At 72.5% G+C, this 13,924-nt stretch carries 14 protein-coding genes; 7 read left to right on the plus strand and 7 right to left on the minus strand.

The features are described from left to right. Positions 1–134: 134 nt before the first annotated feature. Together I4Q55_RS14980 and I4Q55_RS14985 are read left to right on the plus strand one after the other, a co-directional pair. Positions 135–668, plus strand: coding sequence for a carboxymuconolactone decarboxylase family protein (locus I4Q55_RS14980; RefSeq protein WP_206788343.1), 534 nt, complete (start codon positions 135–137; stop codon positions 666–668). Between the two features lie 192 nt (positions 669–860). Beyond that, complete coding sequence (locus I4Q55_RS14985) at positions 861–1,028, plus strand: hypothetical protein (protein ID WP_167384724.1); 168 nt, start codon at positions 861–863, stop codon at positions 1,026–1,028. Between the two features lie 28 nt (positions 1,029–1,056). Here the strand turns inward: I4Q55_RS14985 and I4Q55_RS50570 are convergent, their stop codons facing one another. The 5 genes from I4Q55_RS50570 to I4Q55_RS15010 form a co-directional block, all read right to left on the minus strand. Beyond that, complete coding sequence (locus tag I4Q55_RS50570; RefSeq protein WP_307793206.1) at positions 1,057–1,992, minus strand: zinc-binding dehydrogenase; 936 nt, start codon at positions 1,990–1,992, stop codon at positions 1,057–1,059. A gap of 6 nt (positions 1,993–1,998) precedes the next feature. Further along, on the minus strand, positions 1,999–2,859 hold the full coding sequence (locus I4Q55_RS14995; protein ID WP_206788344.1) for a dioxygenase: 861 nt from the start codon (positions 2,857–2,859) through the stop codon (positions 1,999–2,001). A gap of 11 nt (positions 2,860–2,870) precedes the next feature. After that, the gene (locus I4Q55_RS15000; RefSeq protein WP_206788346.1) at positions 2,871–3,665 is read right to left on the minus strand and encodes a citryl-CoA lyase; all 795 of its coding nucleotides are present in this window, start codon (positions 3,663–3,665) and stop codon (positions 2,871–2,873) included. Further along, positions 3,658–4,815: a CaiB/BaiF CoA-transferase family protein gene (locus I4Q55_RS15005; RefSeq protein ID WP_206788347.1), complete on the minus strand. Its 1,158-nt coding sequence runs from the start codon at positions 4,813–4,815 to the stop codon at positions 3,658–3,660. Before I4Q55_RS15005 ends, I4Q55_RS15000 begins: the two co-directional genes overlap by 8 nt. A gap of 81 nt (positions 4,816–4,896) precedes the next feature. Then, positions 4,897–5,706 (minus strand): IclR family transcriptional regulator C-terminal domain-containing protein, encoded by an 810-nt coding sequence (locus I4Q55_RS15010; protein WP_206788348.1) that lies wholly within the window; start codon positions 5,704–5,706, stop codon positions 4,897–4,899. A gap of 126 nt (positions 5,707–5,832) precedes the next feature. Between I4Q55_RS15010 and I4Q55_RS15015 the strand changes: the two genes are divergently transcribed. Both I4Q55_RS15015 and I4Q55_RS15020 read left to right on the plus strand, forming a co-directional pair. Then, on the plus strand, positions 5,833–7,257 hold the full coding sequence (locus I4Q55_RS15015; RefSeq protein ID WP_206788349.1) for an amidohydrolase family protein: 1,425 nt from the start codon (positions 5,833–5,835) through the stop codon (positions 7,255–7,257). 14 nt (positions 7,258–7,271) lie between these two features. Further along, positions 7,272–7,766: a hypothetical protein gene (locus tag I4Q55_RS15020; protein WP_206788350.1), complete on the plus strand. Its 495-nt coding sequence runs from the start codon at positions 7,272–7,274 to the stop codon at positions 7,764–7,766. A gap of 48 nt (positions 7,767–7,814) precedes the next feature. Here I4Q55_RS15020 and I4Q55_RS15025 read toward each other — a convergent pair whose 3' ends face one another. Beyond that, a complete protein-coding gene (locus I4Q55_RS15025) occupies positions 7,815–8,546 on the minus strand; it encodes a hypothetical protein (RefSeq protein WP_206788351.1) in 732 nt (243 codons plus the stop codon). Positions 8,547–9,129: 583 nt separating this feature from the next. Between I4Q55_RS15025 and I4Q55_RS15030 the strand changes: the two genes are divergently transcribed. After that, on the plus strand, positions 9,130–10,620 hold the full coding sequence (locus I4Q55_RS15030) for a right-handed parallel beta-helix repeat-containing protein (protein WP_206788353.1): 1,491 nt from the start codon (positions 9,130–9,132) through the stop codon (positions 10,618–10,620). A gap of 4 nt (positions 10,621–10,624) precedes the next feature. Here the strand turns inward: I4Q55_RS15030 and I4Q55_RS15035 are convergent, their stop codons facing one another. Next, positions 10,625–11,092: a hypothetical protein gene (locus I4Q55_RS15035; protein WP_206788354.1), complete on the minus strand. Its 468-nt coding sequence runs from the start codon at positions 11,090–11,092 to the stop codon at positions 10,625–10,627. A 174-nt stretch (positions 11,093–11,266) separates the two neighbouring features. On the opposite strand from I4Q55_RS15035, the gene I4Q55_RS15040 reads away from it, so the two are divergent. Then, entirely contained in the window at positions 11,267–11,926 is a 660-nt protein-coding gene (locus tag I4Q55_RS15040) for a DUF4255 domain-containing protein (RefSeq protein WP_206788357.1), read from the plus strand. Further along, the gene (locus tag I4Q55_RS15045) at positions 11,923–13,908 is read left to right on the plus strand and encodes an ATP-binding protein (RefSeq protein WP_206788358.1); all 1,986 of its coding nucleotides are present in this window, start codon (positions 11,923–11,925) and stop codon (positions 13,906–13,908) included. The genes I4Q55_RS15040 and I4Q55_RS15045 overlap by 4 nt, the downstream gene beginning before the upstream one ends. Positions 13,909–13,924 lie beyond the last annotated feature (16 nt).

The raw sequence follows: 13,924 nt of genomic DNA on the forward strand, positions 1-13,924 counted from the left end.
ACGCCGCCGGGACAAGGAAAACGGACTACTGGGGCTTTCGGCGGCAGCCGGTTGGGCAACACGGAGGTTGGCCGGGCCGCCGCGGACCGAAAGACTGCCCGGGGAAGATCTTCCGCCCCCGCGAGGAGGAACCGATGCCGCACATCCCGCTCGACCCGCAGCTGCCCGGGATCCGGTCGCTGATGGCCTTCCGGCCGGAAACCGCCGTCCCGCTCAACCACCTGGCGCAGACCCTGCTGCGCGGCCCGGGCAGCCTGACCGTCGGCGAGCGCGAGCTGATCGCGGCGGTGGTCTCCAACGGCAACGAGTGCCGCTTCTGCCACGGCAGCCACGCTGCCGCCGCGGCCGAGACCCTCGACGGCGGCCGCGCGGTGGTCGACGCGGCCTGCGCCGGGGTCGACGACGCACCGGTGGGGGAGAAGCTGAAGGCCCTGCTGCGGATCGCGCTCGCCACCCGCGAGACCGGCCGCGCCGTCACGCGTGAGCTGATCGCGGCGGCCCGCGCGGAAGGCGCGACCGACGTCGAGCTGCACGACACGGTCCTGATCGCGGCGGCGTTCTGCATGTACAACCGCTACGTCGACGGCCTCGCCACGGTCGCCCCCGAAGACCCGGCGGTCTACGACCAGATCGGGAAGGTGCTGGCCGCCGAGGGCTACGGCGGCTAGGACGGTTTGGGCGCCGGCTGCGCGAGATCCGGGCCGTCGAACCGAGGTTCCCCGTCGCGCTCCGCAAGGGCCTCGTCCCGCCTGCGTGACGACCGCAGGGCCGAACGGAGCAACTGCCGCGGTTTTCCGCATACGGAAGCGGTTTGGAAGCCGGATCCCGCAGAATGCGGGGGAACGCGAAGGAGCCCAACGATGAAACGTGCTGTAGCTGCCGCTCTGCTCACCGCGGCCGCGCTCGCCGTGCTCGCCCCCGTGGCGTCCGCGGCGAGCGGTCCCTCGAGCGACCCGAACCCGGTCGGCGGGATCGGAGGCGGTCCCTACATCGGCGACGTGCCGAAACCCGGCCCTGGGGGCCAGTGACCCCAGCGGTCACCGCCGGAAGCCCGGTTCAGGGCACCAGCACCACGCGGCCCGGGCGGCTCCACGCCCGGGCCGCGTCGTGCAGCGGGACGCGCTCGTACCCGGCCGTCAGCGCACCCGCCATCGTCTGCGCGACCACCGTCAGCAGCGCGTCCCGGCGCTCGCCGGCGCTGAGCTCGTTGTTCGTGTACCCGAGGATCCGCAGCGACCGGCTGCGCAGCACGGCCGAGGGCACCGGGCACACCTCGCCCGCGGCGCCGCCGAGGTTGACCAGCCGCCCGCCCGGACGCAGGGTGCGCAGCGCCGCCGCGGCCGGGAGCCCGCACACCGGGTCCAGCACCAGGTCGACCGGGCCGGCCACCGCACCGAGCCGCTGGGCCAGCCCTTCGACGTCTTCGCCGTCCTCGAGCCGGACCGTGCCATCCGCCCCGAGCCGCCGGGCCCGCTCCAGGGCCGCCGCCGACCGCGCGCACGCGACGACCCGCCCGGCCCCGGCCACCCGCGCCAGCTGGAGGGCCGACTGCCCGACCACCCCGCCCGCGCCGAGCACCAGCACCGTCTCGCCCGCGGCCAGCTCTCCTTTGCCCGTCAAGCACATCCACGCCGCGACCGCGGACAGCCCGAGCGCCGCGACCAGCGCGTGATCGGCCTGCGCCGGCAGCTCCACCACGTCGGCGGACGCGGCCACCGCGTACTCGGCCATGCTGCCGTCACCCGGCCGCATGCCCGCCGCCGTCGCGAACCACACCGGCGTTCCCGCCAGCATGCCCACGCCCTGTACCCCCGGCACGTACGGCGTGGCGGGCACGCCGAAATAGGACGTGCCGGACGCGCAGAGCAGGTCGAGCGGGGTGATCGGCGCCGCCGTCACGCGCACGGCGACCTCACCGGCTCCCGGTGCCGGCTCGGCCCGGTCGGCCACCACCGGGGGCTGCCCGGCGACCCGGATCTCAGCCGCGCGCACCGGCGGTCACACCGGCTGGAGGACGAAGTCGTAGCGCGCTTCGAGCCACGGCTGCGCCAATGCGCCGCCGTCGGGTGTCGGCCCGGGGTCGCGCGGCTCGAAGGCGACCACCAGCTCCTGCTTCGTGCCGAACACGACGTCGCTGTCGAGGTACTGCGCGCCCTCCTGGAACAGGTGCGTGATCAGCGGCTCGTACCCGGCCGCGTTGATCAGGAAGTGCACGTGGGCGGGCCGGAAGTGGCTGATGTCGGTGCCGCGGATGAGGTCGCCGACCGGGCCGTCCATCGGGATCGAGTACCCCTTGGGCGCGATGGTCCGCACGCAGTAGGTCCCGTCGGCGCGGCTGGTGTACTTCGCGCGCAGCCGTGCCTCGTCGACCTCCGGCAGCTGTGACTCGTACGCGCCCTCCTCGTCGGCCTGCCAGACGTCGAGCACCGCGCCGACGACCGGGAAGCCGTCCAGGTCGCGGACCGTGCCGGTGATGTAGAGCGGCGTGCCGGGCAGGCCGTCGGACATGTCGCCGCCGTACTCCTTCTCCGGCGAACCGTCGATGTGGAACGGACCGAGCACGGTGGCCGGGGTCGCCTTCGCGGCGAAGGCGTGGTTCATCTGCACCACCAGCATGCTCAGGCCGAGCACGTCGGAAGCGAGGATGAACTCCTCCCGCTTTTCGTCGCTGATCTGCCCGGTCGCGGTCAGCCACCGCATCGCGGCCATCCACTCGGGCTCGCTCAGCCGCACTTCGCGGGCGAAGGCGTGCAGGTGACGCACGAGCGCGGCCATCACCTCGGCCGTGCGCGGGTCGTGCGCGCTCGCCCACCGCTGCGCGGCGAGCTCGGTGATGTTGTCCTCGGTGACCAGCTGCATCGGCGTTCCTCTCACGCGTGCGGATCCGGCGGGACCGACCGGTTGTTCAGGTCGACCGAAAGGAAGATGTCGTTCGCGACGGGGTGGCGCAGCTCCTCGGCGAGCTGGCCGATCAGGCCGGCGGTCCGGGCCAGCAGCGCGAACCCGCGCAGCAGCTCCAGGGGCAGCCCGAGGTCGGCGAGCGCGGCGCCGCAGACGCCGGCGCCGTTGAGCGGCAGCGTCCTGCCCAGCACCTTCGGGTGCACGCGGCCGATCGCGGCGAACAGCTCCAGGTGCGGGCCGCGCAGACCTTCCTCATCGGCGATGGCGAACAGGCGCGGGGTCCGCGGGTCGCCGTCCTTGTGCACGTGGTGGCCGAGGCCGGGGATGAGCTTCTTCTCCGCGCGGCGCTTTTCGACGGTTTCGAGCGCGAGCGCGTCCCAGCCGCGGTCGTCGTCCGGGTGGGTGTCCACTTCGGACAGGACGTCGTGCAGGAACCGGCCGCAGTCCTCGGTGACGCCGAGGAAACGCGACCCGCCACCCAGCAGCCCGGCCGCCAGGGCACCCTGGACCGAGTCCGGCGCGGACAGGTACGTCAGCCGCGTGACGATCGCGGTGGGGGTGAAGCCGTGGTCGGCCAGCGCGGCCAGCACCGCCTCGAAGACCCGGGTTTCCCCGGGGGACGGACGGCGTTGCGTCGCCAGCCAGAAGGCGAGTTCGCCGAACCCGACCGTGCCCATGACGTCTTCGGCCAGGTCGAGCCCGAGCAGGGTGATCTTGTCCGTTGTGGACGCGCCGAGGGCGGTTTCGTAGACCGGGTCAGCCATCGGCGGCCTCCGTCAGCCACGCCCGCAGCTCGGCACCGTGCTCGTCGAGCTCCGGCGGCGGCAGCCGGTAGCCGGCCGGGGTCGCGGAAAACCGGATCGGGTGGCGGGTCGTCGGGACCGCGCGGGCACCCTCGCCGACCTCGACGATCGGGTCCAGCCCGAAGCGCTCGGCCATCGCGAACCCGCCGTCGATCGTGTTGATCGGTCCACACGGGACACCGACCTTCGTCAGCGCGTCGAACCACTCCACCGCGCCGCGTTTCGCCAGCCGCTCGACGAGGATCGGCCGGAGCTCTTCGCGGTTCTTCGTGCGGTCGGCGTTGCGGGCGAACCGCGGATCGTCCGGGACGCCGGGCAGGTCGAGGACCTCGCACAGCCGCCGGAACTGCCCGTCGTTGGCCGCGGCGACGATCAGGTCGGCGTCGGCCGTCGGCAGCGGCTCGTAGGGGAAGACGCTGGGGTGGGCGTTGCCCATCCGGTACGGCACCACGCCGCCGGCGGCGTAGGCCGAGCTGTGGTTGACCAGCCCGGTCAGTGCCGAGGACAGCAGGTTGACCTCGACGTGCTGGCCTTCGCCGGTCGCGTCGCGGTGGCGCAGGGCGGCCAGGATGCCGATCACCGCGTGGTTGCCCGCCATGACGTCGAACACCGAGATCCCGGCCCGGTACGGCGGGCCGTCCGGATCGCCGGTCAGGCTCATCAGGCCCGAGATCGCCTGCACCATCAGGTCGTACCCTGGCACGTGCGCGCCTTCGCCGGCCCCGAACCCGCTGATCGAGGCGTAGACGCTGCCGGGGTTGGCGCGACGGACCGCCGCGTAGTCCAGGCCGTACTTGGCCAGCCCGCCGGGCTTGAAGTTCTCGATCAGCACGTCCGCGCGCGCCGCCAGCTCGCGGGCGACGACGGCGTCGGCCTCGTCGCGCAGGTCGAGCGCGATGGACCGCTTCCCGCGGTTGACGCCGAGGTAGTACGTGGAGACGTCCCCGCGCACCGGCGGCATCCACGTGCGGGTCTCGTCGCCCTGCGGGCCCTCGACCTTGACGACGTCGGCGCCCAGGTCTGCGAGGAGCATCGTGGCGTACGGGCCGGCCAGCACCCGCGAGAAGTCCGCGACCAGCAGCCCGGACAGCGGGCCGGTGGGTGAATCCACGCCATGCCTCCACTCGTGTCCGCCTGACGGACTAGTGTCCGCAGTCTGCTCCCGAGTGTGGCGGCAGGTCAAGAAGTGTGGTCAAGGGAGTGCGGGGACGGTGACGTGCGGGACGGCGTCGAGGCGGGCGAAGTCGGCGCTGATCTCCCCGGCCGTCTGCAGCAGCAGCGGCAGGTGGTGCTCCAGCAGCCGCTCGACGGGCGTCTCCGCGGCGTGGCAGTTGACGTTGACCCCGGCGATCACCCGGCCGGACCCGTCGCGCAGCGGCGCGGCCACCGACCGGATGCCCAGCGCGAGCTGCTCGTCGGTCAGCGCCCAGCCGCGGGCCCGGACCTCCCGCAGCTCGGCGTCGCGTTCGGCCCGGCTCGGCTGCCAGCGGGGGACCAGCCCCGAGCGGGTCGGCTCGGCCAGCACCGCCTCCAGCTCGGCCGGCGGCAGCGCGGCGAGCTGCACCTTGCCCAGCGACGTCGGCAGTGCCGGGAACCGGGTGCCGATCTGCACGCTCAGGCCCACGATCTTCGGCACCGCGACCCGGGCGACGTAGACGATGTCGGAGCCGTCGAGCTGGGCGATCGAGCACGACTCGTTCGTGCGCGCGACCAGCCGCTCCAGGTGCGGGCGGGCGACGTCCCACAGGCCGGTGGAGCGCACGTAGGCGACGCCGAGGTCGAGCACCCGTGGCGTCAGGGAGTAGTCGCGCCCGTCGGTGCGGACGTAGCCGAGCTCCTCGAGGGTCAGCAGGATCCGGCGCGCGGTCGGGCGGGCCAGCCCGGTGGCGGTGGCGACCTCGGCCAGCGTCATCGCGCGCCGGCCGGGCCGGAACGCCGTGATGACTTCGAGCCCGCGCGCCAGCGCCTCGATGAAGTCGGGACCCGTTCCCTCGCGTGGCATGCGACCTCCCTCTGCAGGTCCTGGCAGCGTAGCCGCGGGGATTGACACCGGCGCGGCACTGGACGAAAGTGGCGGCACCCGTCGAGTGTCCGTGGGGCGGACAAGTGTACGCAAACGGAGGCAGTCATGTCCGGATCGATCGTCCTGCGGGGTGGCACGGTGCTGACCCTCGACGACGCGCGCCGCGTCCTGCCCGGCGAAGACGTCCTGGTCGACGGCGACCGCATCGCCGCGATCGGACCGGCCCTCGAGGTCCCGGCGGGTACGACCGAAATCGACGCCACCGGCGGCATCGTCATGCCCGGGATGATCGACACCCACCGCCACCTCTGGCAGACCGCCATGCGCGGCTACGGCGCCGACTGGACACTGACCCAGTACTTCGTCTGGTACTACCTCGAATGGGGCAAGGTGTTCCGCCCCGAGGACATCCACGCGGGCAACCTGCTCGGCGCGTGGGAAGCCCTCGAGGCCGGCGTCACGACCACCGTCGACTGGTCCCACGGGCTGCAGACCACCGGGCACGCCGACGCGGCGGCCGACGCGCTCGAAGCCGTCCCCGGCCGGTTCGTCCTCGCCTATGGCAACATCCAGGACGCCCCGGCGAACTGGACGGCCACGCGGGAGTTCCGCGACTTCGTCTCGCGGCGCACCGGCGGCGACCGTGGCCTCGAAGGCTTCCAGCTCGCCTTCGACGTCACCGGCGACCCGGCGTTCCCCGAAAAGCCGGCGTTCGAGGTGGCCCGCGAGCTCGGCGTACCGGTGACCACGCACGCCGGCGTGTGGGGCGCGACCGGCGACGACGGCATCCGGCTGATGTACGACCACGGGTTCATGACCCCGGAGACCGTCTACGTCCACGGCGCTTCGCTGTCGGCCGACTCCTACCACCGCATCGCCGCCACCGGCGGGTCGGTGTCGGTCTCGACCGAAAGCGAGCAGAGCGCCGGCCAGGGCTACCCACCCACCTGGGCGCTGCGCAAGTACGGCATCCCGGTGTCGCTGTCGATGGACACCTCGGTGTGGTGGAGCGGCGACCTCTTTTCGGCCATGCGCGCCACCCTCGGCGCCGACCGGTCCCGTGAGCACCTGGAGGCGCACGCCAAGGGCGAAACGGTGACGCACGCGGCGCTGCGAGCGGAACAGGTGGTGGAGTGGGCCACCCGCGGCGGCGCCGCGGCCCTCGGGCGCTCGGACATCGGCAGCCTCGAGGTCGGCAAGAAAGCCGACGTCGTGCTGCTGAAGAACGACGACTCCCCGGCGTCGTTCCCGCTGCTGAACCCCTATGGCCACGTCGTGTTCCAGGCCCAGCGCGGCGACGTCCACACCGTCCTGGTCGGCGGCCGGGTCGTCAAGCGCGACGGCAAGCTGGTCGGCGCCGACCTGCCCGCGGTCCGGCGGCGCGTCGAAGAGACGGTCGGGCACCTGCGGGCGCAGCTGGGAGAGGAGGCGTGGCGGCAGGGGATGAACCCCGACGTCCCGGCGGCCAAGATCCTCGACAACCCCTACACCTACACCGACTACCAGAGCGACCGCACCCACGGCGGCTGAGCTACCGTGCCCCCGTGGTCCAGGTCTTCGTCCAGCCCGCCTACGGCACCGCGGACGCCCGCCGCTACGGCGCGGAATCCCTGGAGAAGACCGTGGCCTTCCGCGAGTTCGCCGACCTGCTCGACCCCGCCGACCTCGCCCGCCTGAACGCGCTGCACCCGGGCGGCCGGGCCCGGTTCTGGGGCGCCAAGGACAAGTACGACCGCCGGATGGACACCGTGACCACCGGCGACGTCGTGCTCTTCACCGGCCGCAAGCACGTCCAGGCCACGGCCGAGGTGGGGCACGGGTTCCGCAACCCCGCCTTCGCGCGCCGCCTCTGGCGGCCGGACCCGGGAAAGTGCCTGCTCAGCAACGTCTACAGCCTGCGCCGCTACCGGCGCGTCGGGCTGCCCTACGAGGCCGTCTGGGCGCTGCCGGGCTTCACCCCCGGCGACAACTTCATGGGTCTGCGGTTCCTCGACGCGGCGAAGTCCGCCGCCGTGCTGGAGCTGCTCGCCGCGCAGTGAGCGAGCCGGGTCCGCGCGGTGCGGACCCGGCTCGGCCGCGACCGCGGATCAGTCGTCGTCTTCGGCGGATTCGCTGTCCACGTCGTGGTCGACGACCCAGTGGTCGTCGTCCGCGGCCGTGGCGTCGGCCACCGAGGTGACCGAGTGCGCCGCGGCCCCGCCCACGCCGGCCGCGGTGTACCAGGCGTGGTAGCCCGCGTAGTCCGGCACGGCCACCGCGTGCGCACCCTCCGACGATGCGCCGTACGGGCCGGCCGTCAGCTTCTCCGCTTCGTAGGTGGCGTGGTGCTCACCCGCGTGGCTCGCCACGTGCGCCGACGTCGCGCCGTCCACGCCCGCCGACTGCTGCTCGGCGTGGTAGCCGACGTCGCCGTCATCGTCGTCGTCGGTGTCGTACACCGGGCGGATCACGGAGCCGGCCGGCTCCTGGTCCACCGGGTCGGGATGGCTCATGACGTGGTGGTGGACCACGGCCGGGGCGTCGTGGTCGTGGTCGTCCGCGTCGTGGTCGTCGCCGGACTCGCCACTGTGCGTCACGAAGGCGCCGCCGATGCCGGCCACCGCCGTGTCCTGCTCGGACCAGTGGTGTCCCCACCAGGTCGCACCTTCGTCGGTGTCGGTCGTGCCCGCGCCACCGATGCCGGCCCAGCTGCCGGAGCTCTCGGCGTTCCAGGAGCCGTGCGGCCCGTCGAGCGGATGGGCAGTCGCCGGTGCCGCGATGACGAGGGAAAGCGGCAGCGCGAAAGCGCCGGCGACAGCCAGTCGTCGCAATGTGGACATGATTTCTCGGGGTTCCTTCCTGGGTGCGACACCGGGTTTCGTTCGGGGCCCGGACGTCGGGGCAGAAGTTCTGTCCGAGAACTGACGCTACCGCCGCGATAGGGCGTTGACCTGCGCAAATACCCGATCGGTGCGCCGGAACCGCCAGGCGGAGGACAATCGCGGAATGGGGTCGGACCAGTCTAGTTCGCCGCCGTGGGAGTGGCCGGAACGAATGGCGTCGAATCACTCGCTCAGGTAGTTCTCCGTTTAACGGGAAAAACGTGGCTCCGGTGCCGGGGGGCCCGGCGGGCCGGGCCGCCGGTCGACCGCTGCCGCCTCGTCCGGTCGGCCGACCCCGACGCGGCAGGTGGCCCACCCGCCTCGCGCCCGGGGCTCGCCGCCGGAGCCGGGTGCCGACGGGGCAATCCGGGTGGATGTTCCCGCCGGGCCACGATAACAGAACCGTCCACCGATTGTTCCCACGATTCTCGCAGGTGTGGAGTAATCACTGGTTTTTTCGTTACCTGGTACACCCGAAAAGAGCCGCAATGGACTCGATCGGACCAAGACTGTTGCGCGGTCAATTGCGTAGGTTCGCTGCATGTCGCCGATCAGGTCCATTCTGGCTGTCGTTCTGCTGGCCGCGTTCGTCGTGCCGCCCGGCCCGGCGGTGGCCGTGGCCGCGGTGACGCCCGGGCCGGTGTGCGACCGCCAGCCGGCGCTCAACGTGACGGCGCCGGCGGGGGCCGTCACCGTCGACGCGGCGGTGCCCGGCGACCTCTACCGCAGGACGCAGGAGTCGCCGCCCGGCACGACGTTCTGGCTGCCCCCGGGCACGCACAAGCTGGCGGCGGACCCGTTCGGGCAGGTCATCCCCAAGGACGGCAACGTCTACCTCGGTGCGCCCGGCGCGGTGCTCGACGGGCAGGGCATCAACCGGGCGGCGTTCACCCAGCAGGCGAAGGACGTCGTCATCCGCGGGCTCACCATCCAGAACTTCGTCGCCCCGCAGGACCAGGGCGTGGTGAACCACGATTCCGGCGAGCACTGGATCATCGAAAACACGACCGTGCAGAACAACAAAGGCGCGGGAATCATGGCCGGCGCGCGCCAGGAGGTGCGGAACAGCTGCCTGCGCAACAACGGGCAGTACGGCATGAACGCCTATCGGGCCGACAGCACGATCACCGCGCTGATCGTCGAGGGCAACGAAATCTCGGGCAACAACACCGACGACTGGGAAACGCGCAGCCCCGGCTGCGGCTGCAGCGGCGGGATCAAGTTCTGGGTCGTCGACAAGGCCGACATCCGCGGGAACTGGATCCACCACAACCACGGCGCCGGCCTGTGGGCCGACACCGACAACAACGACTTCCTCATCGAGCACAACCTCATCGAGGACAACGAAGCCGAAGCGCTGTTCTACGAGATCAGCTACAACCTGGTGTTCCGCGACAACGTGCTGCGCCGCAACAGCCTGGTCGCGGGCAAGCGCCGCGCCGAAAAGGGCGACAACTTCCCGGTCGCGAGCGTGTACCTGTCCGAGTCGGGCGGCGAGCGGCGGGTGCCGGGCCGGACCTACCTGATCGACATCTACGACAACGTCTTCGAGAACAACTGGTCGGGCATCACCGCCTGGGAGAACGCCGACCGGTTCTGCAACAGCCCGGCCAACACGTCGATCAACACCTGCACCAAGCTCGTCGCGGACCGCACGCAGTGCTCGGCGCCGGGCATCGCGTCCCCGCCGCTGTACGACGACTGCCGCTGGAAGACCCAGCTGGTCATGGTGCACGACAACACGTTCCGCTTCGACCCCGCCCGCGTCGGCTGCACGAACGGGCACTGCGGCAAGATGGCGCTGCTGTCCAACTGGGGAACGTACCCGTCCTGGTCGCCGTACCAGGGCAAAGTCATCCAGGACGCCATCACCCACGACCAGGACAACTACTGGTTCAGCAACGCCTACCACGGGCCGTGGAAGTTCGTCGCGGGCGACACGTCCCGGATCCTGACGGCCGAGCAGTGGCAGTCCACCCCGTGGAACCAGGACAACTGCGCCTCCTTCGACGGCGTGATGCCGCACTGCTGAACGTTCAGCAGGGAGCGTCCGCGGCCGCGGTGAACTCCAGCCGCAGGGCGTCGGTGCGGGGGAGGATGACGGCGGTCCCGTCGGCCTTGTGCCACCGCACGGGCAGGAGGAAGTACTGGCTGCCGGACCGCAGGATCAGCTTCAGCTCCGTGTACCGGTAGTGGTGGGCCGCGTCGGGGTTGCGGCACGCCGTCTCGCGGACGCCCGGCGCGGTGAGGTTCAGGCTCTTCGCGCTGTAGAGCACCGCCGACAGCCACTCCGCGGTCGCGACCGCGGCGGGTAACGGCCGTTCGGAGTGGGCCGCGAGGAGGCGCGAAGCGGCCACCAGGAACAGGACGCCGAGGGACAACCCGGCGCCGGGCACGGAGTACGAGGCGGCGAACGCTTCGGGGCGCACCACGCCCCCGGCCGCCACCGCGACCCCTTCGCCGGCTTCGCGGCTGGATCGCGACCGGACTGGCTCGCCAGGCATCGAGCACGCCTTGCGCGGACGGGGTGGGGCGTCAGCTCCGCGAACAACGCGAGGAGATCGGCGCGTTGCCCATACGGGCAGCCCGGCGTACCCGAAGGTTTGCCGCTGCGCGGCTGGCCCGTGCGCGCGAACGCGATCATCGTGGAGGCACCGCCAGTGCGAGGAGGTCCGCCGGTGATCCACGAGGTCGACGAGGCGCTGCGGCGGCTGGTGAAGGACGAGGCGCTGCGCGGCAGCGAGGTCGACGTCGCCTTCGACGCGCCGACCAAGGACTGGGCGGCGCGGCGCAACGCGCCCACCGTCAACATCTACCTCTACGACGTGCGCGAGGACATGCGCCGGCGGTCGCGTGGGCTGCTCAACGAGTACGACCAGCGCGGCGAGCTCGCGGCGCGGCACCTGCCGCCCAAGCACGTCAAGCTGTCCTACCTGGTCACCGCGTGGACCCAGCGGCCGGAGGACGAGCACCGCGTGCTCTCCGACCTGCTGCTCGGCCTGCTGCGCTACGAAGCCGTGCCGGCCGAGGTGCTCACCGGGTCGCTGGCCGAGACCGGGCTGCCGGTGCCGATGACCGTCGCGCTGCCGCCGCCGGAGGACCGCGCGTTCGCCGACGTGTGGACCGCGCTGGGTGGGGAGCTCAAGCCGTCGCTGGACGTCGTCGTCTCCGCGCCGATCCACAGTGGACGCGTCTACCCGGCGGGCCCGCCGGTCAAGGAAGGCCTCAAGCTGGACACCGGCGGTGGCGAGCTCATCGGGCACCACGTGGCCGCGAGCGGGGCCGTCGAAGGCCAGCGCCGGGTCGCCATGGCGCGCACCCACCGGAAGCCCCGGTGAGCCTGGAGTACCTGTTCGAGCGGCTGGCCCGCCTCGAACAGCGGATCCGCGACGCCGTCGACAGCCGCCGCGCGGCCGACCCGAACCCCGACGACCCGTTCCGCGGCCTGTACCTGTCCAACGAGACGATCGACGCGCTGCTGGACGGCCACCGCGAGCCGTTCGCCCCGTTCACCGACTCCGTCCCGGACGGCAGGCTGGGCCCGCTCGCCGAACGCGCGGGCCTCACCGGTGTCGACGTCGAACTGCTGCTGGTCGCGCTCGCCCCCGACCTGGACAGCCGGTTCGAGCAGTTCTACGGCTACCTCAACGACGACGTGACCCGCCGCCGCGCCAGCGCCGGGCTGGCGCTGCGCCTGTGCGGGATCCCCGAGGCCTCGGCCGCCGGCCGCGCCCGGCTCGACGCCGACTCCCCGCTGGTCACCTGCGGCCTGCTCGCCGTGGGGGAGGAGGAACGGCCGTTCCTCTCGCGCACGTTGCGGGTCCCCGACCGGGTGGTGAACCACCTGCTCGGCGACGACCGGCTCGCGCCCGAGCTGGCCGGCTGCGCGCACCTGGGCGCCGAGCTCGTCGCAGTCCCGGGCCGGGACCGGCTCGCCCGCGCCCTCCGCGGCCGGGTCGGGCTCGTCTACCTGAAGGAACAACCCGGCGGCGGGGCCGAAGAACTCGGCGTCGGCGCGCTGGCCGAGGCCGGGTACCAGGCGCTGGTGGTGGACGCGGTGCGGTGGCAGGCCGAGCCCGGCCACGGCGAGCTGACCGCGTCGCTGAGACGGGAAGCGTTGCTGCGCGGCGCCGGCATCGTGCTGGGACCCGTCGAGGACCCGCGGCTGGAGGAGCTGGCGCACCCGGCGATCCCGCTGGTGGTGCACGGCACCGGTGCCTGGGACCCGCGCTGGAGCACGACACCGCCCTTGCAGCTCGACGCGCTGCCGCTGTCGGGCGCGGACCGCGCGGAGCTCTGGCGCTCCCGCCTCGACGGCCGGCTCGCGCCCGGCGTCGACCCGGGGGAGGCGACCGCGCACTTCGTGCTGGGGCCCGGGCAGATCGCCCGCGCCGCCAAGGCCGCGTCGGTGACCGCGCTGGCCGACGACGGGCTGGTCCGCACCGACCACGTCCGTGCGGGCGCCCGCAGCCAGAACGCCGCCGGCCTGCAGCGGCTGGCGCGGCGGATCGAACCGGTGGTCGGCTGGCCCGACCTGGTGCTGCCCGCCGGCGTCCTGTCCCTTTTGGACGAACTGGCGGCCCGCGCCCGCTACCGCGACCAGGTGCTCGACGCGTGGCGGATGCGCCCGGGCGGCGGACGCGGCCGGGGCGTCACCGGGCTCTTCGCCGGGGACTCCGGCACCGGCAAGACGATGTCGGCCGAGGTCATCGCCGCGTCGCTCGGGCTGGACCTCTACACGGTGAACCTGGCGACCGTCGTCGACAAATACGTCGGCGAGACGGAGAAGAACCTCGAGCGGATCTTCACCGAGGCGTCCGGGGTCAACGGCGTCCTGCTGTTCGACGAGGCGGACGCGATCTTCGGCAAGCGGTCTGAGGTCCGCGACGCCCACGACCGGTACGCCAACATCGAAAGCGCGTACCTGCTCCAGCGGATGGAGACGTTCGACGGGATCGCGATCCTGGCGACCAACCTGCGGGCGAACCTCGACGAGGCGTTCACCCGCCGGCTCGACGTCATCGTGGACTTCCCGCTGCCGGACGTCGAACTCCGCCACCGGCTGTGGGACCGCTGCCTCGGCACCCGCATGCCGCGCGGGACGGACCTGGACCTCGGGTTTCTCGCCGAGGCCTTCGAACTGGCGGGCGGGCACATCCGCTCGGCCGCCGTGACCGGCGCGTACCTGGCGGCCGAGGCGGGCCGCCCGGTGGCGATGACCGACCTGGTCGGCGCGGTCGCGCGCGAGTACCGCAAGCTGGGCCGGCTCTGCCTCGACCGGGAGTTCGGGCCCTACCTGGCGATGGTGACGGACGGCTGAACTGCCCGGACGGGCA

It is taken from the genome of Amycolatopsis sp. MtRt-6 (assembly GCF_017308975.1).
GTDB lineage: Bacteria > Actinomycetota > Actinomycetes > Mycobacteriales > Pseudonocardiaceae > Amycolatopsis.